The sequence below is a fragment of the Phaeovibrio sulfidiphilus genome (assembly GCF_014861485.1).
In the GTDB taxonomy this organism is placed as follows: domain Bacteria; phylum Pseudomonadota; class Alphaproteobacteria; order Rhodospirillales; family Rhodospirillaceae; genus Phaeovibrio; species Phaeovibrio sulfidiphilus.
In genome coordinates this window covers 160,149-178,758 of sequence record NZ_JACZHT010000001.1, presented here as the reverse complement: position 1 = coordinate 178,758, position 18,610 = coordinate 160,149, and the positions used below count along the sequence as shown (strand labels likewise).

Annotated in this window: 17 protein-coding genes; 14 read left to right on the top strand and 3 right to left on the bottom strand. The window is 66.9% G+C overall.

What is annotated here, in order from left to right; genetic code table 11:
- Positions 1 to 20: 20 nt before the first annotated feature.
- Positions 21 to 905 (top strand): MerR family transcriptional regulator, encoded by an 885-nt coding sequence (locus IHV25_RS10690; protein ID WP_420825404.1) that lies wholly within the window; start codon positions 21 to 23, stop codon positions 903 to 905.
- A gap of 224 nt (positions 906 to 1,129) precedes the next feature.
- Here the strand turns inward: IHV25_RS10690 and gloB are convergent, their stop codons facing one another.
- Positions 1,130 to 1,909, bottom strand: a complete 780-nt coding sequence (gloB, locus tag IHV25_RS00760; RefSeq protein WP_192533062.1) for a hydroxyacylglutathione hydrolase — start codon at positions 1,907 to 1,909, stop codon at positions 1,130 to 1,132.
- 180 nt (positions 1,910 to 2,089) lie between these two features.
- On the opposite strand from gloB, the gene IHV25_RS00755 reads away from it, so the two are divergent.
- Positions 2,090 to 2,773 carry a methyltransferase domain-containing protein gene (locus IHV25_RS00755; RefSeq protein WP_192533061.1) on the top strand — a complete coding sequence of 228 codons (684 nt, stop codon included), beginning with the start codon at positions 2,090 to 2,092 and terminating at the stop codon, positions 2,771 to 2,773.
- Between the two features lie 229 nt (positions 2,774 to 3,002).
- Here IHV25_RS00755 and IHV25_RS00750 read toward each other — a convergent pair whose 3' ends face one another.
- Together IHV25_RS00750 and IHV25_RS00745 are read right to left on the bottom strand one after the other, a co-directional pair.
- Positions 3,003 to 4,364, bottom strand: coding sequence for a TrpB-like pyridoxal phosphate-dependent enzyme (locus IHV25_RS00750; protein WP_192533060.1), 1,362 nt, complete (start codon positions 4,362 to 4,364; stop codon positions 3,003 to 3,005).
- Positions 4,365 to 4,475: 111 nt separating this feature from the next.
- Positions 4,476 to 4,772, bottom strand: coding sequence for an acylphosphatase (locus tag IHV25_RS00745; RefSeq protein ID WP_192533059.1), 297 nt, complete (start codon positions 4,770 to 4,772; stop codon positions 4,476 to 4,478).
- A 140-nt stretch (positions 4,773 to 4,912) separates the two neighbouring features.
- Here IHV25_RS00745 and IHV25_RS00740 point away from each other — a divergent pair, with 140 nt between their 5' ends.
- The 12 genes from IHV25_RS00740 to IHV25_RS00685 all read left to right on the top strand — a co-directional run bounded on the left by IHV25_RS00740 (position 4,913) and on the right by IHV25_RS00685 (position 18,569).
- Positions 4,913 to 5,470 carry an inner membrane-spanning protein YciB gene (locus tag IHV25_RS00740; RefSeq protein WP_192533058.1) on the top strand — a complete coding sequence of 186 codons (558 nt, stop codon included), beginning with the start codon at positions 4,913 to 4,915 and terminating at the stop codon, positions 5,468 to 5,470.
- A gap of 52 nt (positions 5,471 to 5,522) precedes the next feature.
- Positions 5,523 to 6,254, top strand: a complete 732-nt coding sequence (rph, locus tag IHV25_RS00735; RefSeq protein ID WP_192533057.1) for a ribonuclease PH — start codon at positions 5,523 to 5,525, stop codon at positions 6,252 to 6,254.
- Positions 6,254 to 6,862 carry an RdgB/HAM1 family non-canonical purine NTP pyrophosphatase gene (gene rdgB / locus IHV25_RS00730; protein ID WP_192533056.1) on the top strand — a complete coding sequence of 203 codons (609 nt, stop codon included), beginning with the start codon at positions 6,254 to 6,256 and terminating at the stop codon, positions 6,860 to 6,862. Before rph ends, rdgB begins: the two co-directional genes overlap by 1 nt.
- 6 nt (positions 6,863 to 6,868) lie before the next feature.
- A complete protein-coding gene (hemW, locus tag IHV25_RS00725) occupies positions 6,869 to 8,044 on the top strand; it encodes a radical SAM family heme chaperone HemW (RefSeq protein WP_192533561.1) in 1,176 nt (391 codons plus the stop codon).
- 652 nt (positions 8,045 to 8,696) lie between these two features.
- Complete coding sequence (gene coaBC / locus IHV25_RS00720) at positions 8,697 to 9,953, top strand: bifunctional phosphopantothenoylcysteine decarboxylase/phosphopantothenate--cysteine ligase CoaBC (protein ID WP_192533055.1); 1,257 nt, start codon at positions 8,697 to 8,699, stop codon at positions 9,951 to 9,953.
- The gene (locus IHV25_RS00715; RefSeq protein ID WP_192533054.1) at positions 9,950 to 10,408 is read left to right on the top strand and encodes an RrF2 family transcriptional regulator; all 459 of its coding nucleotides are present in this window, start codon (positions 9,950 to 9,952) and stop codon (positions 10,406 to 10,408) included. Before coaBC ends, IHV25_RS00715 begins: the two co-directional genes overlap by 4 nt.
- A 609-nt stretch (positions 10,409 to 11,017) precedes the next feature.
- Positions 11,018 to 12,076 carry a PLP-dependent cysteine synthase family protein gene (locus IHV25_RS00710; RefSeq protein WP_192533053.1) on the top strand — a complete coding sequence of 353 codons (1,059 nt, stop codon included), beginning with the start codon at positions 11,018 to 11,020 and terminating at the stop codon, positions 12,074 to 12,076.
- Positions 12,077 to 12,229: 153 nt separating this feature from the next.
- Positions 12,230 to 13,453, top strand: a complete 1,224-nt coding sequence (gene zapE, locus IHV25_RS00705; RefSeq protein ID WP_197974902.1) for a cell division protein ZapE — start codon at positions 12,230 to 12,232, stop codon at positions 13,451 to 13,453.
- Entirely contained in the window at positions 13,453 to 14,052 is a 600-nt protein-coding gene (locus tag IHV25_RS00700) for a lipocalin family protein (protein WP_192533052.1), read from the top strand. Before zapE ends, IHV25_RS00700 begins: the two co-directional genes overlap by 1 nt.
- A 166-nt stretch (positions 14,053 to 14,218) precedes the next feature.
- On the top strand, positions 14,219 to 14,431 hold the full coding sequence (locus tag IHV25_RS00695) for a YgaP family membrane protein (RefSeq protein ID WP_192533051.1): 213 nt from the start codon (positions 14,219 to 14,221) through the stop codon (positions 14,429 to 14,431).
- A 153-nt stretch (positions 14,432 to 14,584) separates the two neighbouring features.
- Entirely contained in the window at positions 14,585 to 14,887 is a 303-nt protein-coding gene (locus IHV25_RS00690; RefSeq protein ID WP_192533050.1) for an ArsR/SmtB family transcription factor, read from the top strand.
- A gap of 139 nt (positions 14,888 to 15,026) precedes the next feature.
- Entirely contained in the window at positions 15,027 to 18,569 is a 3,543-nt protein-coding gene (locus IHV25_RS00685) for an acyl-[ACP]--phospholipid O-acyltransferase (RefSeq protein WP_192533049.1), read from the top strand.
- Positions 18,570 to 18,610 lie beyond the last annotated feature (41 nt).

Here is an 18,610-nt window from a genome sequence, read left to right as displayed (position 1 = left end):
TGGCCGATGACAACAATTCCATGAATCATGTACCTGGCGAGGGTTCGGCAGGCCGCTCCGGGAAGTCCGAGGCTGCTTTCCGCACCATCAGTGAAGTCTCCGCAGATCTGGGGGTGCCCCAGCACGTCCTGCGGTTCTGGGAAACCCGGTTCACGCAGATCCGGCCCATGAAGCGCGGCGGCGGCCGGCGCTATTACCGGCCCGAGGATGTGCGCCTGCTGGAGGCCATCCGGGATCTTCTCTACAACGACGGTTACACCATTCGCGGCGCCCAGAAGTTCCTGCGCGAGAACGGTCTCAAGGCCCTGCTGGCCCGGGACAGCGCGCGGGATCCGGCGTCAGGCTCTGGGGACGCGGGCGACGTGGATCTCGGGGACCAGGGCATTTTCGTAGCCTACTCCACCGCGTTCGAGGACGGCGATGCCGACTCCGATGCGTCCGGGGACGATGCGGGCGCTGCGGACGGGGGCGATGGTGACGCCGCCGACCTCGACGCCGACGCCGGGTTCACCCTTGCTGTCGACAGGGAGACCGGCGAGTCGGATCTGCTGCCGGGGGGTGTGGTGGTCGATGCTCCCCTTGAGATGCCGCCCCACTCCCATCGCGGGGCCGGGCGCGGAGAGCCGTCCGACGCTCTGGGCGTTCTGTTCTCCACCGGCGAGCCCGGTGCCCTGTCCGGCTCCGGCGATGTCGGGACCGATGATTCCGGTGCGGACGACGGGCGCGGTGACGCGGCCGCCGATGATCCGGCCGACGACGACGCGGCTCCGGCCTCCGGGCGTGCGGGGTCCGCCGAGGGCGGGGCTCCCGTCCTGACGCTGACCGAGCACCAGCGTGCCGAGCTGGGGCAGACCCTGCGCGAGCTCGAGGATCTGCGCCGTATTCTCCGCCAGGCTGGCCTGTAGGCCCTTTCCCGTTTCTTTCGTGTTTTCGGATGAGCCCGGTTTCCGCCCGCGACGGGGGAGCCGGGCTTTTTCGTGCCCGGTTTCTTGGGGTCAGGACAGGTCAGGCGCCGCTCCCGGGCTGGAGCACGCTGCCCCCTGTAACCCCCGGGGTCGGTCCGGCGGGGCGGACCGCGCATGACCCCGGCATGTTAACGCGGGCAGGACGGTGGCGAGCCCCGGATGCCTCAGGCGGTGAAGTGGTCCTTCCTGCGGCGGATTTCCGCAAAGACGTCCGAGGGATCGGCCCCGGGCATGTCCAAGCTCTTCTGGATATCCGGGTCGTCGGCCCGCAGGAACGGGTTCGCCCGCGCCTCCAGCCCCAGGGTCGGGTGGGGCGGCAGGGCGCCGACCGCCTTCCGGGCCCGCACGGTGGCCTCCCACTCCAGAAGGGCGGCGTTGTGCGGATCCAGGCTCCGGGCGAAGGCGATGTTCCCCAGCGTGTAGTCGTGTCCGCACAGGACCAGGGTGTCCGCGGGCAGGGCCCGCAGGCGGGTGAGGCTGGCCCACATCTGCCGGGCCGTGCCCTCGAACAGGCGCCCGCAGCCCATGGAGAACAGGGTGTCGCCGGTGAACAGGAGCCGGTCCGCCTCGAACCAGAAGCACAGGTCCGAAAGGGTGTGCCCCGGCGTCGCCAGGACCGTGCCCCGGAGGCGGCCCAGAATGATGGGGTCTCCGTCCTTCAGGGTGATGTCCGGGCCGGAGCCGGCGTGCCCGCTCCATGGGGCGGCCAGGACCGGTGCCCCCGTCCGGGCGACCAGCTCCGGGTTGGCGGCGGTGTGGTCCGGGTGGTGATGGGTGTTCAAGATGAGGGAGAGGCGCCCGTCAATCCGGGCGAGAAGCTCCAGAACGCTGTCGGGCTCGCTGGCGTCGATGACCGCGCAAAGGCCTGTTTCCCGGCAGCGGAGCACATAGGCATAGTTGTCCGTGCGCTGTTTGAGGGTGTGGAGTTCGGCGTTGCTGCTCATGACAGGGTCCGTTTTCGGGGGTTCGCAGGCAGGGGCGGCGGCAGGTGCCGGCGGCGGCCGGTGCCGGTGGCCTGTGCCCGGAAGACGCGGGATGCACAAGAACAGTGCGTTTGGTATAGTGGCCCGATGTGGACCTCGATTGATGAGTTTTGCGCCTTTTATGAAAGCCGCCAAGGAAAAATGGCGGGGGCCCTGATTACGGAGGTCTTGCAGGACTTCTGGGGCGAGGCCCGGTCCTGTCGCGTGGCCTCGGTGGGGCTCCCCCTGCCGGTCTGCGGGCTGACATTCGGGAGCGCATGCGGGGAGCTGAACCTGTGTCCCCGGGAGATGGGCCTGCCCTCCGGGATGGGCGGGGGCCCCTCGCGCTGCGCGTCGGTCGAGGTGGATGCCCTTCCCCTGCCGGACCGCTCCATTGACCGTCTGGTCCTTTTCCATGTGCTGGAGTATGCGGACAGTCCCCGGGATGTGCTTCGGGAGTGCTGGCGGGTTCTGTGCGATTCCGGATCGCTTGTGGTGATCGTGCCCAACCGGCTGGGCCTGTGGGCCACCCTGTCCGACTCGCCCTATGCCCGCGGGCGGCCCCTGACCAGCACCGAGCTGGAGCGCCTTGTGCGGGCCTCCCTGTTCGAGCCCCGGCGCACGCGGCACTTCCTTTATTGTCCGCCGCGGGGCGTGCCCGCGTCCTGCGCGCCCTGGGTTGAGCGGATCGGGCTCCAGTTCGGGGGGCGCTTCGGCGGCCTGATGGCCGTCGAGTGCCACAAGGAAATGGCCATGCCGGTGTTTGTCCGTGACTGCGCCCGGGAGGCCCGCAAGGCCCGGCTGTTTGTGGGCTCGCCGTGCGCGCGCCGGGATCTGCTGCCCTGAGTGGCCGGGGCGGGCCCGTTCCCATCCCCGTCTCCATCCCCGTTTCCCGTTAGTCTCTCCGTTCCCCGTTCCGGGCTTCCCTCTCCCGGGCCTTTCCCCGCCCTTGGGGAGGATGCACCTGCTCTCCCGTGGCCCCGGTTCCCGCTCCCCGCTTCCCGCCCGGGCAGAAAAAAAGCCTCCGGACCGGCCGGAGGCTTTTCTCATGGGTGGGGTGGGAGGGCGCCCGATCTCAGACGCCCACCTCCGGCAGGTCCGAGAGGGCCTGGGCCAGCTGGGCCGTGTCGAACTCGGGGTCCGACATCTTCCCGGAGAAGAAGTCCATGTAGGCGCTCATGTCCAGGTGCCCGTGGCCGGACAGGTTGAACAGGATCGTCTTCTCGGTTCCCTCCTCCTTGCAGCGCAGGGCCTCGTTGATGGCCGCGCGGATGGCGTGGGAGGACTCCGGCGCGGGCAGGATGCCCTCGGCCCGGGCGAACTGGACGGCCGCCTCGAAGCAGGCGGTCTGCGGGTAGGCCTGGACCTCGAGGTAGCCCAGGTCGTGCATGTGCGAGACCATGGGCGCCATGCCGTGGTAGCGCAGGCCGCCCGAGTGGGAGCCGGGAGGAATGAAGGTCGCCCCCAGGGTTTTCATCATCAGCAGCGGGGTGAGCTGCGCCGTGTCGCCGAAATCGTAGGCGTAACGGCCCTTCGAGAGGGTGGGGCAGGACGCGGGCTCGACGCCGATGATGCGGACGTTGCGGCCGTTGATCTTCTCGCGGACGTAGGGCGCCGCGATTCCGGCGAGGTTGGAGCCGCCGCCCGCGCAGCCGATCACGATGTCCGGCTCGTCGCCGGCCATTTCCATCTGGGCCATGGCCTCCAGGCCGATGAGGGACTGGTGGATGCACACGTGGTTCAGCACCGAGCCGAGGGCGTAGTGGGTGTCATCCCGCTGGACGGCCATTTCCACGGCCTCCGAGATGGCGATGCCCAGCGAGCCGCTGGTGTCCGGGTTGCGGGCCAGGATCTGGCGCCCGGATTCGGTCAGGGTGGAGGGGCTGGGAATGCACGTGGCCCCGTAGGTTTCCATCAGGGCCCGGCGGTAGGGCTTCTGCTCGTAGGAGACCTTGACCATGTAGACCTCGACCTCAAGGCCGAAAACCTCGCCCGCGAACGCCAGCGAGCAGCCCCATTGGCCTGCACCGGTTTCGGTGGTCAGGCGCCGGGTGCCCTCGGCCTTGTTGTAGAACGCCTGGGCGACGGCGGTGGTGGGCTTGTGGGAGCCCGCCGGGCTGACGCTCTCGTTCTTGAAGTAGATCTTCGCCGGAGTGTCCAGCGCCTTCTCCAGACGGCGAGCGCGCACCAGGGGCGACGGACGCCACAGCCGGTAGATCTCGCGCACGGGCTCGGGGATGTCGATCCAGCGTTCGGTGGTCAGTTCCTGCTCGCACAGGGTCCGGGGGAAGATTGCGGACAGGTCATCGGCCGTAAGCGGCTGGAAGGTGGCCGGGTGCCGGTGGGGCGGCATGGGAACGGGAAAATCAGCCGCCAGATTGTACCACTGCCTTGGAAGCCTGTCCTCGGGGAGAAAGTATTTGGTCTCGTCGCTCATGGTGAATCCAGCTTTCATAACAGGGAATGGGCGGCAAAGTTTTACCCCGGGGGAGGGGGACGGGTAAACCTTTTCCGGGAGGGAGGCCGACTTTGTTTCCAGAATGGGGGCCTACTTTGTCTGCAAAACGTGGAACCCGGTCTCCTCGGGCACGGGGGCGTTCTCCTCCGCGATGTGGACCCCGTCGACCCCGGCCAGGACGGGGCCGCTCTCGCAGTTCTCCAGCATCAGCTCCACCGCTCCGGCCAGGCCGCAGAACAGCGCCTCGACCGATCCGTCCAGCCGGTTGCGGACCCAGCCCCTGAGCCCCAGTCCGGTGGCTACCCGGTTGGTCCAGGCCCGGTAGCCCACACCCTGGACGCGCCCCCGAACCAGAACGCGGACACAGCGGGTTTTATTTGCGCTCACGCTGCTTACTCCTTATCTCTATGTTTGCGAAGGGATGGGCTCTTGTAAAGCTTCCGGGAAGCCGAAACAATGGAGCGTCGTCCCCGTTTGCGCGGGTCGATCCCCGATCTTCCGCCGTCTTCCTTGCAGATGGGTTGAGCATGAGCCAGCTTGCCAGACTTGGACTGGAATTTATTCCGCTTGTTGTTTTCTTCGTCACCAACGCCCTGAGCGACCTTGTGACCGCCACGGCGGTGTTTGTGGGGGTGACGGCGGTGTCCCTTGTGCTTTATCGTCTGTGGTATGGGACTGTTCCCGTTGTGCTTCTGATCGGCGCCGTTTTCGTTGGCGTGTTCGGGGGCCTGACCGTGGCCCTGGGGGACGAGATCTTCATCAAGATCCGTCCCACCGTGGTGAACGTCTTCCTTGCGGCCCTGCTGTTTGGCGGGCTGGCCACGGGGCGCCTGTTTCTCAAGGTGGCGCTGCGCACCAGCCTGAGCCTGGACGACGAGGGCTGGCGCCTTCTGACCTGGCGTTTTGCGTTCTTCTTTCTTTTTCTTGCCGGCATGAATGAACTTGTCTGGCGTCTGTTCGATAACGATGTCTGGGTGGCGTACAAGGTTTGGGGTGTGATGCCTCTCTCGCTTGTTTTTACTGCGTTCCAGATGCCCCTTTTCAACCGTCACAGGTTGCCCGATCAGGCCGGCGAAACCGCCTGACCGTGCCTTCCACTCCCCTTTCCCCTTCTGCATGCCCTTCAGGAACCCTGTCATGAGATTGTCCGGTCGCTCCGCCGACGCCCTTCGCCCTGTCCGCCTCGAGGTTGGATTTGCCCGCTATGCCGAGGGCTCCTGCCTCTCGTGTTTCGGAGAAACGCAGGTGCTGTGCACCGCCAGCGTCGAGGAGAAAGTTCCCTCCTGGCTTCGGGGCGGAGGCAAGGGCTGGGTGACCGCCGAGTACGGCATGCTGCCGCGGGCGACCCACACCCGCACCCCCCGCGAGGCCGCCCGGGGCGGCCAGAGCGGGCGCACCCAGGAAATCCAGCGCCTGATCGGCCGCTCCCTGCGCGCCGTGACCGACCTTCGGGCGCTTGGCGAGATCCAGATCCGCCTGGACTGCGACGTGCTCCAGGCCGACGGGGGAACCCGCACCGCCGCCATCACGGGGGCCTATGTGGCGCTCTACCAGGCGCTGGCGGGGCTTCACCACCAGAACCGCCTGGCCCGCATTCCCCTGCGCGAGCCGGTGGCTGCGGTGTCCTGCGGGATCGTGGATGGCGAGGCGCTGCTGGACCTGGACTACTCCGAGGACTCCAACGCCCAGGCCGACGCCAACTTCGTGCTGACCGGCTCCGGCGGCATTGTGGAGATCCAGTCGACAGCGGAGACCGAGCCCGTCTCCCAGGAACAGTTTGACGCCCTGCGCGCCCTGGCCTCCAAGGGCATTGCCGAACTTGTGGAGGCCCAGAAGGTGGCCCTGGGTCTTCTTCGGAGTGACCGCTGATGCGCAGGCTTGATGTCGGTCCGGGCGCCCGTCTGGTGGTGGCCACGCACAATCCGGGCAAGCTCGTGGAGATCGGCGCTCTCCTGAAGCCTTTCGGGATGGACGCGGTCTCGGCCGGCGAGCTGGATATCCCCGAGCCCGAGGAAACAGGGTCCACCTTCGTTGAGAATGCGGTCATCAAGGCCCTTGCCAGCGCCGTTGCCTCGGGGCTGCCCGCGCTGGCGGACGATTCCGGGCTGGCGGTCGAGGCCCTGGGCGGGGATCCGGGGATCTACTCCGCCCGCTGGGCCGGTCCCGACAAGGACTTCGACATGGCCATGGAGACGGTGAACCGGCTTCTGGGGGACAACCCGGACCGGCGCGCCGCCTTTGTGTGCGCGCTCGCGGTCGCCTGGCCCGACGGTCACGTGGAAACCTTCGAGGGGACCGTGGACGGCACCGTGTGCTGGCCGCCGCGGGGAGGCAACGGCTTCGGGTATGATCCGTTTTTCGTGCCCGAGGGCTTCGATGAGACGTTCGGCGAGATGGAGCCGGCCCGCAAGCACGAGATGAGCCACAGGGCGCGCGCGTTCGCCCTGTTTGTGGAAGCCTGTCTGAAAGGAGCCTAGGTCGTGATGGATCATGTCGCCGGAGATGGGGATTTTGCTCTTTACGTTCATTGGCCCTTTTGTCGGTCCAAGTGTCCGTACTGCGATTTCAACTCGACCGCCACCAGCGGTGTCGATGACGCGCTCTGGGAGAAGGCCTATCTCTCGGATCTGGAGCGTCAGGCGGCCCGCCTGTCCGACCGGTCGCGGGTTCTGTCCAGCATCTATTTCGGCGGCGGGACGCCCTCGCTCATGGCGCCGTCCACGGTCCGGGGCATTGTCGACCGGGCCCGCGCCCTGTGGGACACGTCCCCGGACGTGGAAATCACCCTGGAGCTGAACCCGTCCGGCATCACGGAGCGGGATCTGGCCGCCTTCCGCGAGGCGGGCATCAACCGCCTGTCCGTGGGCATCCAGTCCCTGGATGACGGGGCCCTGAAGGTTCTGGGCCGCCGCCACAACGCCCGGGAGGGTGTGGAGGTCTACCGCACGGCCCGGACCCTCTTCGACCGGGTCTCCCTGGACCTGATCTATGCCCGCCCGCACCAGACCCTGGCCGCGTGGGAGGAGGAGCTGGAGGCGGTTCTGGATCTGGAGCCCACCCACATTTCCGCCTACCAGCTGAGCCTGGAGCCGGGCACCCCCCTGTTCTCAGCCCTCGTGAGCGAGGACGGCGGCATGCCGGAGGAGGATCTGGCCACGGACCTGTTCCTTGCCACCAAGGAGGGCCTGGAGTCCGTCGGGCTGACGTCCTATGAGGTCTCGAGCCACGCCCGGCCGGGCTTCGAGTGCCGCCACAACCTGGCCACCTGGCGGGGCGGAAACTACCTGGGGTTGGGCCCCGGTGCCCACGGACGCCTGCCGGTACAGGACGGAACGCTGGCCACCGTCTCCCTGTGTGATTCCTCCACCTGGCTGCGGCGGGTCACGGCGGGCGAGGACACCTTCGAGGTGGCCACGCTTCTGGACCGGCGCGAGCGGGCCCTGGAAATGGTGCTCACCGGTCTGCGGCTGCGGGAGGGCGTCTCCGAAAGCCGCGTGAAGGCCCGCACCGGGTTCGAGTTTGCGGACCTGCTGGATACGGACGCGCTCACCATGGCCGTGGAACTGGGCCTGGTTCGCCTGGGCGCCGACGCCCTGAGGGCAACCCGCGACGGGGAGCTGGTGCTGAACGCGGTCACCACGTCCCTGATGGCCCTCTAGGTCGCCCGTTCGGGCGGGCCGAACCGCCCGCCGGACCGACCGGATACCCTGCGCCCCCCAGTCTCTGGGGGGCTTTGTTGTGGGGGGACGTGAACGCCGCGTAGGGGGGTGAACCCCGTGTGCGCGGGGGAAACGAATCCCGGGAACGGGGTGTACTTTCGTCGATCTGCTTTGCCGGGCGCCGTCACTCGCGCCAGGGGTGTGTCACGCCCCGGGGGGCTGGACACGATATCGTGTTTTTGTCTTTCCAGGGTGGGATCGGGACTGGGGTACCGCGGTTTTTCTTGAAAAGTACCGCTATTAGTTGTTGTTTATTTGACTCACTCGTAAAAGCGACTCCGGAGGCTCCAGGGGCTTTCTACCTGCGGGTAGTGCACAAATCCACGGTTTTAAGGGTATATTTTTTCCAATATTACAACCATAATGGTGTAAGTTTTTTCAAAACACCTACGCCTAAGGTATGAAGAATCACGCTGTTCGGGGTGTAAGCCCCGTTCGAGTGCGAACGGCTCTTGTAGAACGGTGTGGTTAGTGGTCTTATTCAAGAGTACAGGGAACGCGAGGTGATTGACAGGCCCGCTCTGTTTCCCCGTACTCTCCCGGTATCGGGGGCCCTGTCCCGCGAGACAGTTTTTATATTGGGAGCACTGATGTGGATGGTTTGCGTGTCCTCCTGATCATTTCGGGAGGGGTTGCCGCGTATAAATCGCTGGATCTGATCCGGCGGCTTCAGGAGCGCGGTTTCACTGTTACGTGCGTTCTCACCGAGGCAGCGCAGCAGTTTGTGACGCCTCTGAGCGTTGCCGCCCTGTGCGGGGGTCGGGTTCACACGGATCTGTTCGCTCCCGAGGCGGCGTTGTCCCATATCACGCTGTCGCGTGAGGCGGACGTTGTGGTGGTGGCTCCGGCGACCGCCAATACCCTGGCCCGGATGGCGGCAGGGCTTGCGGATGACCTGGCGACGGCGGTTTTGCTGGCGTCGGACAAGCCGGTTCTGGTGGCTCCGGCCATGAACCCGGCCATGTGGGCGGCGTCCGCCACCCGCGAGAATGTGGAGCGCCTCGAGGCGCGCGGTGTGCATCGTGTTGGTCCCGAGTGCGGTGACATGGCCTGCGGCGAGACCGGTGCCGGGCGGATGGCCGATGTGTCCCGCATCGTGGATGCGGTTGGGGATCTTCTTGCGGCGTCCGCTTCCGGCGGGAGCCGTCCGCTCGCGGGGCGGACCGTGCTGGTGACGGCCGGGCCCACCCACGAGCCGATTGATCCGGTCCGGTTCATCGCGAACCGGTCGTCGGGTCGCCAGGGGCAGGCCATCGCTGTGGCTCTGGCCCGTTTGGGCGCCGACGTCACGCTGGTTCACGGGCCCGGAAGTCCGGCGTCCCTGCCCTCGGTGCGGGTGGTGCCGGTCACCACGGCCCTCTCCATGCTGGAGGCGTGCGAGGCGGCCCTTCCGGTTGACGTGGCCGTGTGTGCGGCGGCCGTTGCCGACTGGCGCATCGAGCTGCCCGCCGGCCAGAAGATTAAGAAGCCCGAGGACGGCGGGGCAGCGGGGCTGTCCCTGTCCCTGGTTCCGAACCCGGATATTCTGGCCCGGCTTTCGCGCCCGGGCCCCGGGCGCCCGGATCTTGTGGTCGGCTTTGCCGCCGAGACCCGGGATGTGATTGAGAATGCAGTGCGCAAGCGTGCGCGGAAGGGCTGTGACTGGATCCTCGCCAACGATGTTTCCGACCAGGGGAACCGGGGGCAGGGAAGTCCGTTCGGGCACGCGCTCAACACCATACACTTCATTACCCCGTCAGGACACGAGGACTGGCCCACAATGAGCAAGGAAGAGGTTGCCGGAATGCTGGCGAACAGAATTGTGGACGCGCTTGAAACCTCCTCAACTCTCCGAAGGAGCTTACCATGATCAGGTTGACAAAAAAGATGCTCTTTGCGATCGAGGCTGTATTGGATGTAGCCTACCACGCAGGGGGAGAGCCCGTTCAAAACCGCGAGATCACCCGTCGTCAGGGTATTCCGCGGCGCTACCTGGAGCAGACGCTTCAGCATCTCGTCCGTAACGGGATCCTGAACGGTGTTCGCGGCCCCAGGGGCGGGTACTTCCTTGCTCGCGAGCGCCATCAGATCACTGTTGGCGAGATCGTGCGCCTGGTGGCGGAGCTTGAGGCCTCGGAAGAGGCGCCCGAGGATCTGCCCGGCTCGGATCTCGGTCTTTTCGTGGTCCGTCCGCTGTGGAACGACCTGCGCGACACCATCATGCAGCACCTGGACTCCATCACCGTCGAGGATCTCTGTACCCGCGCCTATCAGGGCGGAATCCCGAGCGAGGCCGAGCGGGCCCTGGCAGAACTCTCGTCCTGACGGTACGGCTCCGGGCAGAGCGTTCACAAACCGGTGCCTGGCCGTTCAGGCTTTGCGTCGGGGGTGATGCCCGGGTGAGCGCGGTGGGTCCGCGCGTTTTCAGGCGAACTTGCGGGACTGGCTGGCAGGAGGTTTGTTTGCCAGATGTGCAGGAGCGTTGCCCGGTTCTTCCGTGGCAGGGGGGGCTCCTGTTCATGAACCGGATCCGTGACGCTGGTGATGTTTGTGGCCCGGACCGGGATTGACCGGCCGGTATGCGTCCTCCCGGAGGCGGGAGTGCCGTTTTCAGACGCAGCATGTCCGTGCATCCGCGCCCGTATCAGGCGGGACGATCGGCACGGGGTGGCTCAGTGTGTGTTTCCATGAACGGGCAGACAAAGACCGGGGCCGCCAGGGGTCCGGGGCGATCTTTCTGTGCGCGCTCGCGCGCGGCCTGTTGTGGTGTGCGCCCGCCTGCTCCTGGTCCCGGTCTCCTTCCGGTCCATGTCCGTGAGCGTTGGTGTGGGTATGGGTGTGAGCGTGTCCTGTCCGTCCCGGGCCGGAACTTCGGTCTGGACATGACCCCCGGTTGTGCGGTCCACTGTCGGAACGTGATGACCGGAGACCCGCATGAACAGTCCCTTTTCTGATCCCCCGCTCCGCCCGGATGCCCGGATTGCCGACACTCTGGCGGGGCTGATCGGCCCCACGCCCCTGGTCCGGCTGGGCAGGTTCTCGTCCGCCCACACTCTCCCCTTCGAGCTTCTGGCCAAGCTGGAGTTTCTCAGCCCTCTGGGCAGCGTGAAGGACCGCACCGCGCTGGGCATGGTGACCGCCGCCGAGCGTTCGGGGCACCTGAAGCCCGGGGGCACCGTGGTCGAGGCCACAGGGGGCAATCTGGCCCTTTCCCTTGCATCCTTGTGCGCGGCCCGGGGCTACCGCCTTGTCCTGGTTCTGCCCGAGTCCGTGTCCCTTGATCGCCGTCGCTTTCTGTCCCATTTCGGAGCTGAGATCGTTCTCACGCCCGCCTCGCGCGGCGCTGACGGAGCGCGGGAGCGGGCGGTTGAGCTTCAGGCCTCGGTTCCGGGGATGGTGATGCTGTCCTGGTCCCACGCCGAGGCCGGGGCCGAGATGCACCGACGCACGACGGGCCTCGAGATCTGGGAGGACACGGCCGGCGCCGTTGACGGGGTGATTGGGGCGTTGGGAACCGGCGCGACCCTGTCGGGTGTGTCCCGCGCCCTGAAGGAGCGGAAGCCCGGCGTGCAGATTGTCGGTACCGGCCCCCTTGAGGACGCGCCGTCTGGGGGATCCGCCGCCCGGCCCGGCCCCGGTGCCGGACCCGCAGGACGGGGAGGTGTCGGATCCCGCCCGGGGACGCCGCGGGCGGATGGGGTTGACGAGGTGGTTCATGTGCCTTTGGAAACAGCGCTTGCGATGGCGCAGTCGGTGGCCCGGCTTGAGGGTCTGCCCGCGGGAATTTCCTCCGGTGCTGTTCTGGCGGCGGCGGTCGCGCTGGCCCGTCGCCCCGGCTGGGACGGACGCACCGTGGTCGCCATCCTGGCCTCGGGCGCGGAGCGCTACCTGTCCACCCCCCTGTTTGACGAGATCCCTCCGGGTGCGCACCCGTCCCCGTCCGGGAGCGGGGGTGTTGCCGCTCCCTTCTCGGCCGGGTTTCCCTCGGGCTAGGGCCCAAGGCGGGCCTCTTCTGCCCGCAAGAGCCCGTGGCCGGGCCGGTGCCTCTGCCCGCTCCCTTGGAGGCCGAGGGGGCTTTTCTTTTCCCTCCGGATGGATTAAAGCGAGTCTTCTCCCCCCGACAAGAACGGATTCAGTCCTGTGTTCATGACCGACGGTCCCCTTGCCCTTTACCGTGCGCGCGTGTCGAGCGGACAGCTTGTGTCCGACCCGGCGCAGGAACCCGTTCTGGCCCATTTCGAGGCGCTGTACCGGTCGATCCTGTCCCTGCCGCCGATGGAGGCGCCGTCCCGGGGCTGGCTCGCCCGGCTGCGCAACCGGGGCCCGAAACCGGCCGGGGTGCCGGGGCTCTACGTCTACGGGCCGGTGGGGCGGGGCAAGTCCATGATGATGGACCTGTTTCACAGCAGCCTGCCGTCCCATATGAGCCGCCGTCTCCACTTCCACATGCTGATGCGCGAGGCCCACACCACGCTCCACGAGTGGCGGGTTCGGGGTGACGGGCGGGGCGCCGGGGATCCCATTCCGGATCTGGCCCGGGCCCTGACCCGGGGCAAGCGGGTTCTGTGCCTGGACGAGATGGACATCCAGGACATTGGCGATGCGATGATCGTGGGGCGCCTGTTCGACGCGATCTGCGGGCTGGGGGTTGTGGTGGTCACCACGTCCAACCGCCCGCCCGACGAGCTCTACCGCCACGGTCTCCAGCGGGAGAAGTTCCTGCCCTTTATCGCGCTGATGAAATCCCGCATGCAGACGGTGGCCATCGACAGCCCCGTGGACCATCGCCTGGACAATCTTCGCGGCATGACGGTCTACCTGGATGCGAACGCGCCCGGGACCGATGCGCGCCTGGACGAGTTCATGGGCCTCCTGTCCGGCGGTGTGCCCGCCTTCCCGACCGAAGTGCACGTGAACGGCCGCACGGTTCCCGTGCCCCTCGCGGCCGGGCCGGTGGCGCGTTTCACCTTCACGGACCTGTGCCGCACGGCCCTTGGCTCCCACGACTATCTGGCCCTGGCCGAGCGCTTTGACGTGATTGTGGTGTCCGACATTCCCATTCTCGAGCCCCGGAACCGGGACGAGGCCCGCCGCTTTGTGGTCCTGGTGGATGCCCTTTACGAGAACGGAACCGCGCTGGTGTGCTCGGCGGCGGCCATGCCCACGGCGCTCTACGCCGAGGGGGACGGCGCGTTCGAGTTCCAAAGGACCGTCTCGCGCCTGCTGGAGATGCAGACCGAGGGCTATCTGGAACGGGCCCGGAGCCCCCGGCGCCGCACCTCCGGCGCGGACGGGCTCCCCACCGACGCCGTCTCCCGCGACGGGGAGCCGGCCGAGGGTGAGGACTGGCCCCGGAAAGCCTCGGCCTGATGGGGGATTTCCACCCGCCCGTTCCCCACTTCGCGCCCCGCCCCCGACGGGGGATCCTGGGCCGCATCGGGGCCTCGGCGGCCGAGCATGTCCTGGGGGCCACGCGGCCTCCCGCCGGCGTCCGGCCGGTCCACGGCTTTGACGCCACCTGCTTTCTGGGGCGGTGGTACGAGATCTTCCGCCTGGATGACGGCTTCGAGACCCATCTGTCCAACGTGAGCATGGAGTTCCTGCTGCTGGACGGCGGGCGCTTCCGCGTGGTGAACCGGGGCTTTGACCGGGAGAGCCTGCGCTGGCGCAAAATCGAGGGCGTGGCCGTTTTCGCCCGGGAGCCCTGGATCGGCAGCTTCTCCCTGTCGTTTTTCTGGCCCTGGCGCCGGGGCTTCCACGTGATGGACGTGGATCCCTCCTACCGCCGGGCCCTGGCCTGCGGCCCGGACCGCGATCACCTGTGGCTTCTGGCCCGGGAGCCCTACGTGCACGAGGCCGACATCTCGGCCCTGATGGAGGTGGCCCTGGACAACGGCTTCGAGGCCGACGACCTGATTCGCGTGGTCCATGACCGGGATCCGCCTTGCGACGGTTTTTTCGGGGACTGAGGGGGATCGCCAGGGTGGCGATCCGGGCCGGATCTGCCGGAATGCGTTCTTCGTCAAAAAACATTGCAAAAAAAACATTGCAAATAATCGAAAGTAGAATACGCTGTTTCCAGCCGCATCCCTGCGGTGAAACAAAAACCCCATTCAACGTGTCTGGAGACAATCAATGAAGCAGAATCTTGGTAGCGTGGACCGCCTGGTCCGCGTCGTCGTCGGCGTCGCGATCCTCAGCCTGTTCTTCGTGTTCCCCGAGAGCCAGTGGCGTTGGGCGGCCCTGATTGGCATCGTTCCCATTTTCACGGCGATCATGGGCAACTGCATGCTCTACTCCATGCTGGGTATCTCGACCTGCAAGTGCTCGACGGACAACCGCGACTGAGCACCTTTTGTGTCGTAAAAGCGGGAGGGGCTGGTGTTTCGGCTCTCCCGCTTTTTTCCGACTCGCATTTTCCCGTTTCCGTTCCCATGTGTTTCTCACCGCCGGAAGTAGCTTGCCTTCATGAATGCGCCCTTGCCTGACGAAATTCTCCTCATGAAAAAGCACGCCGACGAGGCGGCCGCTTTTCTGAAGCTTCTGGCCCACCCGGACCGGCTGATGATCGTGTGCACCCTGTGTGCCGGCGAGCGCAGCGTGCGGGAGTTGGAAGAGGGGCTTGGCATTCGGCAGCCCGGCCTTTCCCAGCAGATTGGTGAGCTTCGCAAAGCAGGAATAATTACCTTTCGCAAGGAAGGGCGCGCCGTGCACTACCGTCTCGCCGATGCGCGCTCCGAGCTGTTCGTCTCGGTGCTGCACAGCCTGTTTTGTGAGGGCATGGAAAAGGCCCCCCCGGGCTGACCCCGTTTCGGTCCCGTGCGCTGCCGCCGGGCCAATTGCGGCACAAAGTGGTGCAGAATTTGGTTGCGCTTCCCGTGCTGACGGGCCTTTATCTCCGGAGCGAAGGTTTTTCGTCATCCCTTGAAACGGGGAAACCATTATGCCCTACCAGTATCAAAAGCGGCCGCTGATTCGCTCGCGACGCTTTCTGCCGCTGTTCGTCACGCAGTTCTTTGCCGCGTTCAGCGACAATTTTCTCAAAAACTCCCTTGTTTTTCTCATTCTGGCCTACATCGCCGCCGGAACGAACGGCTATGCGCCGGAGGGCGGTTCCCATGCCCTCATCACGCTGGCGGGCGCGGTGTTCATTGCCCCGTTTCTCCTGTTTTCGGCGGTGGCGGGCGAGATTGCCGACCGCTTCGACAAGGCTCTTGTGGCCCGGGTTCTGAAGTTTGCCGAGCTGGGCTTTGCCGCCCTTGCGGTGACGGGGATGGCGCTGGGCTCCATCCCGCTTCTGATGGTGACCTTGTTCCTGTTCGGGACCGGCTCGGCCTTCTTTGGCCCCGTGAAGTACTCGATCCTGCCGGACCACCTGCGAAAATCCGAGCTTCCCGCCGCCAACGCCTGGATGCAGGGCGGCACTTTCACCGCCATTCTGGGGGGCACCCTCCTGGCCGGTGTCCTGTTTGCCGTGGGCCGGGCGGATGCGCCGGTGTTCGGCAGCCTCATCGTTGCCTTTTCCCTGATTGCCTGGATTGCCAGCTGCCTGATCCCCCGCACGGGACGGGCCCAGCCGGACCTTAGCGTGGACTGGAACATCGCGCGCTCCACCGGGCGTCTCCTGCGGGAGCTGGGGGCGGAGCGCCGCCTTCTGGTCACGGCCCTGATGGTGTCCTGGTGCTGGTTCACGGGGGCCATTGTCCTGTCCCTGCTGGCGCCCCTGGTCCAGGGGCCCATGGGGGGCACGCCCCTGGTCGTGGCCCTGTTCCTGGCCGCGTTCACGGTGGCCGTGGCCTGCGGCTCGGCCGTGGCCGCGTGGCTGTCGGCGGGGCGGATCGTGCTTCTCCAGGCCACTATCGGCACCCTGATCATTGGCGGGGCCTGTGTGGACATGGGCCTTGCGGCCGGGGCTCTGGGCGCGGTGTCCGCAGCGGCGGCCGGTCCGGTGGAGTTCTTCGCCCGGGCGGGGTCGGTCCACATCGGTGTTGACCTGGTCCTGGCCGGGATCGGGGGCGGGTTCCTTGTGGTTCCCTCCTTTGCCGCCCTTCAGGCCTGGGCCCATCCCGAGCGCCGGGCCCGGGTGGTGGCGGCCAACAACGTGCTCAATGCCGGGTTCATGACCCTGGGCGGCTTTGGTGTGGCCGGGCTCCAGGCGCTTGGCGTGTCCTTCGGGGCGCTTCTTGCGGGGCTGGGGATCCTGTCCCTGGTGGCGGCGGTTCTGATGGTGCGGTTCCTGCCCACCAGCCTGTTTCGGGACTTCACCTCCATTTTGCTGCGGGCCTTCTATGGGCTCGAGGTCACCGGGATGGAGAACCTGGAGAAGGCCGGACCCGCGCCCATTCTGGCCTTCAACCACGTGTCCTTTCTGGACGCGCTTCTGGCCAACGTGGTGTGCGACACGGGCCGCATCCGCGAGCCGGTTCTGGCCATCAACGCCGACGTGGCGAACCGCTGGTGGCTGAAGCCCTTCCTGCGGGGGCTGACGGTCTTTCCTCTGGACCCGACCCATCCCATGGCGACCCGGACCCTGATCCACCTGGTTCAGGAGGGGCGCCCGCTGGTCATCTTCCCCGAGGGGCGCATTACGGTCACCGGCTCCCTGATGAAGGTCTACGACGGCGCGGCCATGATTGCCGAGAAGACCGGCTCCATGATCGTTCCCGTCAAGATCGAGGGGCTGGAGCGCAGCTTCTTCTCCCGCCTGACGGCCATGCAGACCCGCAAGCAGTGGTTCCCCAAGGTTCGGGTGAAGGTCACGGCTCCAGTACGCCTGAACATTGATCCGGCCCTGAAGGGCTCGGCCCGGTGGCAGGCGGCCTCGGGCGCCCTGTACCGGCTGATGTCGGACCTGATGTTCTCCACGTCCTTCCGGACCGGCACCGTTTTCGAGGAGGTGGTGCGCACCGGCCACCTGTACGGCATGGGCCGCCTCGCCTGCGAGGATCCGAACGTGGGGGCCATGACCTACGGGCGCCTGCTGACGGCCGTGCGGGTTCTGGGGTCCAAGCTGCACAAGCGGTTCCGCGGGGAGAACACCCTGGGCTTCCTTCTGCCCAACGCCTGCGGCTCGTTCGTCACGTTCCTTGCGATCATTTCCACCGGACGCACGCCGGCCATGCTGAACTTCACCGCCGGGGTGGCGAACCTGGTGTCCGCCTGCGAGGTCTCCCAGACGCGCACGGTCCTGACCTCCCGCGCGTTCATCGAGCAGGCTCGCCTCGAGGCCCTGGTGGAGGGGCTGGAGGCCGCAGGCCTGAACGTGGTCTATCTGGACGACATCCGCACCACGGTGAGCGCCTGGGACAAGATCCGCGGGCTTCTGATGCGCAACCGCCGTGTGGGGCCCCGGCGGGTCTCGGGGGATGCGGTGGCGATCCTGTTCACCTCCGGCTCCGAGGGCAAGCCCAAGGGCGTGGTCCTGACCCACGCCAACATGATGGCCAACGTGGCCCAGGCCGCCGCCCGGATCGACTTCCACAACGGCGACAAGGTGTTCAACGTCCTGCCCATGTTCCACGCCTTCGGGCTGACGCTGGGGACGGTCCTGCCCGTGGTGTCGGGAGTGCCGGTGTACCTGTATCCGTCGCCGCTGCACTATCACCTGATCCCGGAGGCGGTCTATGCCTCCAGCGCGACCATCCTGTTCGGGACCGACACCTTCGTGGCCGGTTACGGGCGCTCCGCGCACCCGTACGACTTCCACTCGGTGCGCTACTGCATCGTGGGGGCCGAGCCGGTGAAGCGCTCCACCCGCGAGCTGTTCATGAACAAGTTCGGCATCCGGATCCTGGAGGGCTACGGCGTGACCGAGTGCGCGCCGGTCCTTGCGCTCAACACCCCGATGTACAACCGCCCCGGAACCGTGGGCAAGCTGCTCCCGGGCGTGGAGTGGCGCCTGGAGCCGGTCGAGGACGTGGAGGAGGGCGGACGCCTGGTGGTCCGGGGCTCCTCGGTCATGGCGGGCTACCTTCTGGCCGACGAGCCGGGCGTCCTGAAGCCGCCGCCGGACGGCTGGCACGACACCGGCGACATCGTGACCGTGGACGACGAGGGCTATGTGACCATTGTGGGCCGTGCCCGGCGCTTTGCGAAGATTGGCGGCGAGATGGTCTCGCTCGCGGCGGTCGAGACCCTGATCGACGAGCTGTGGCCCGGCGTTCCCCGGGGTGTGGTGGCGGTGGCGGACCCCCGCAAGGGCGAGCGTCTGGTGCTGGTCACCGAGTACGAGGAGGCCAACCGGGGCGACCTTCTGAAGTTTGCCCGTCAGAAGGGCGTGTCGGAGCTGTCCGTGCCGTCGCGCATTATCGTGGGCTCGGTGCCGGTTCTGGGGTCGGGCAAGACGGACTACACCAGCCTGAAGGCCTACGCCGAGCAGAGCCTGAAGCAGGAGGAACTGCTGAAGATGGCCCGCGAGACGAAAATCTCGGCGGTGTCCACGTCCGGGGATGCGCGGGATCTTCAGGGAAAGGCCGCCAACAGCTGAACGGATAACCGGCGCCCCTGACCGTGGGAGGGGGCGCCGTC

Bases quoted from the DNA above. Each gene is read 5' to 3' on its own strand.
- IHV25_RS10690 (WP_420825404.1), top strand. From the start codon at position 21: ATGAATCATGTACCTGGCGAGGGTTCGGCAGGCCGCTCCGGGAAGTCC.
- gloB (WP_192533062.1), bottom strand. From the start codon at position 1,909: ATGAGCAGCAACGCCGAACTCCACACCCTCAAACAGCGCACGGACAAC.
- IHV25_RS00755 (WP_192533061.1), top strand. From the start codon at position 2,090: ATGGCGGGGGCCCTGATTACGGAGGTCTTGCAGGACTTCTGGGGCGAG.
- IHV25_RS00750 (WP_192533060.1), bottom strand. From the start codon at position 4,364: ATGAGCGACGAGACCAAATACTTTCTCCCCGAGGACAGGCTTCCAAGG.
- IHV25_RS00740 (WP_192533058.1), top strand. From the start codon at position 4,913: ATGAGCCAGCTTGCCAGACTTGGACTGGAATTTATTCCGCTTGTTGTT.
- rph (WP_192533057.1), top strand. From the start codon at position 5,523: ATGAGATTGTCCGGTCGCTCCGCCGACGCCCTTCGCCCTGTCCGCCTC.
- rdgB (WP_192533056.1), top strand. From the start codon at position 6,254: ATGCGCAGGCTTGATGTCGGTCCGGGCGCCCGTCTGGTGGTGGCCACG.
- hemW (WP_192533561.1), top strand. From the start codon at position 6,869: ATGGATCATGTCGCCGGAGATGGGGATTTTGCTCTTTACGTTCATTGG.
- IHV25_RS00715 (WP_192533054.1), top strand. From the start codon at position 9,950: ATGATCAGGTTGACAAAAAAGATGCTCTTTGCGATCGAGGCTGTATTG.
- IHV25_RS00710 (WP_192533053.1), top strand. From the start codon at position 11,018: ATGAACAGTCCCTTTTCTGATCCCCCGCTCCGCCCGGATGCCCGGATT.
- zapE (WP_197974902.1), top strand. From the start codon at position 12,230: ATGACCGACGGTCCCCTTGCCCTTTACCGTGCGCGCGTGTCGAGCGGA.
- IHV25_RS00700 (WP_192533052.1), top strand. From the start codon at position 13,453: ATGGGGGATTTCCACCCGCCCGTTCCCCACTTCGCGCCCCGCCCCCGA.
- IHV25_RS00695 (WP_192533051.1), top strand. From the start codon at position 14,219: ATGAAGCAGAATCTTGGTAGCGTGGACCGCCTGGTCCGCGTCGTCGTC.
- IHV25_RS00690 (WP_192533050.1), top strand. From the start codon at position 14,585: ATGAAAAAGCACGCCGACGAGGCGGCCGCTTTTCTGAAGCTTCTGGCC.
- IHV25_RS00685 (WP_192533049.1), top strand. From the start codon at position 15,027: ATGCCCTACCAGTATCAAAAGCGGCCGCTGATTCGCTCGCGACGCTTT.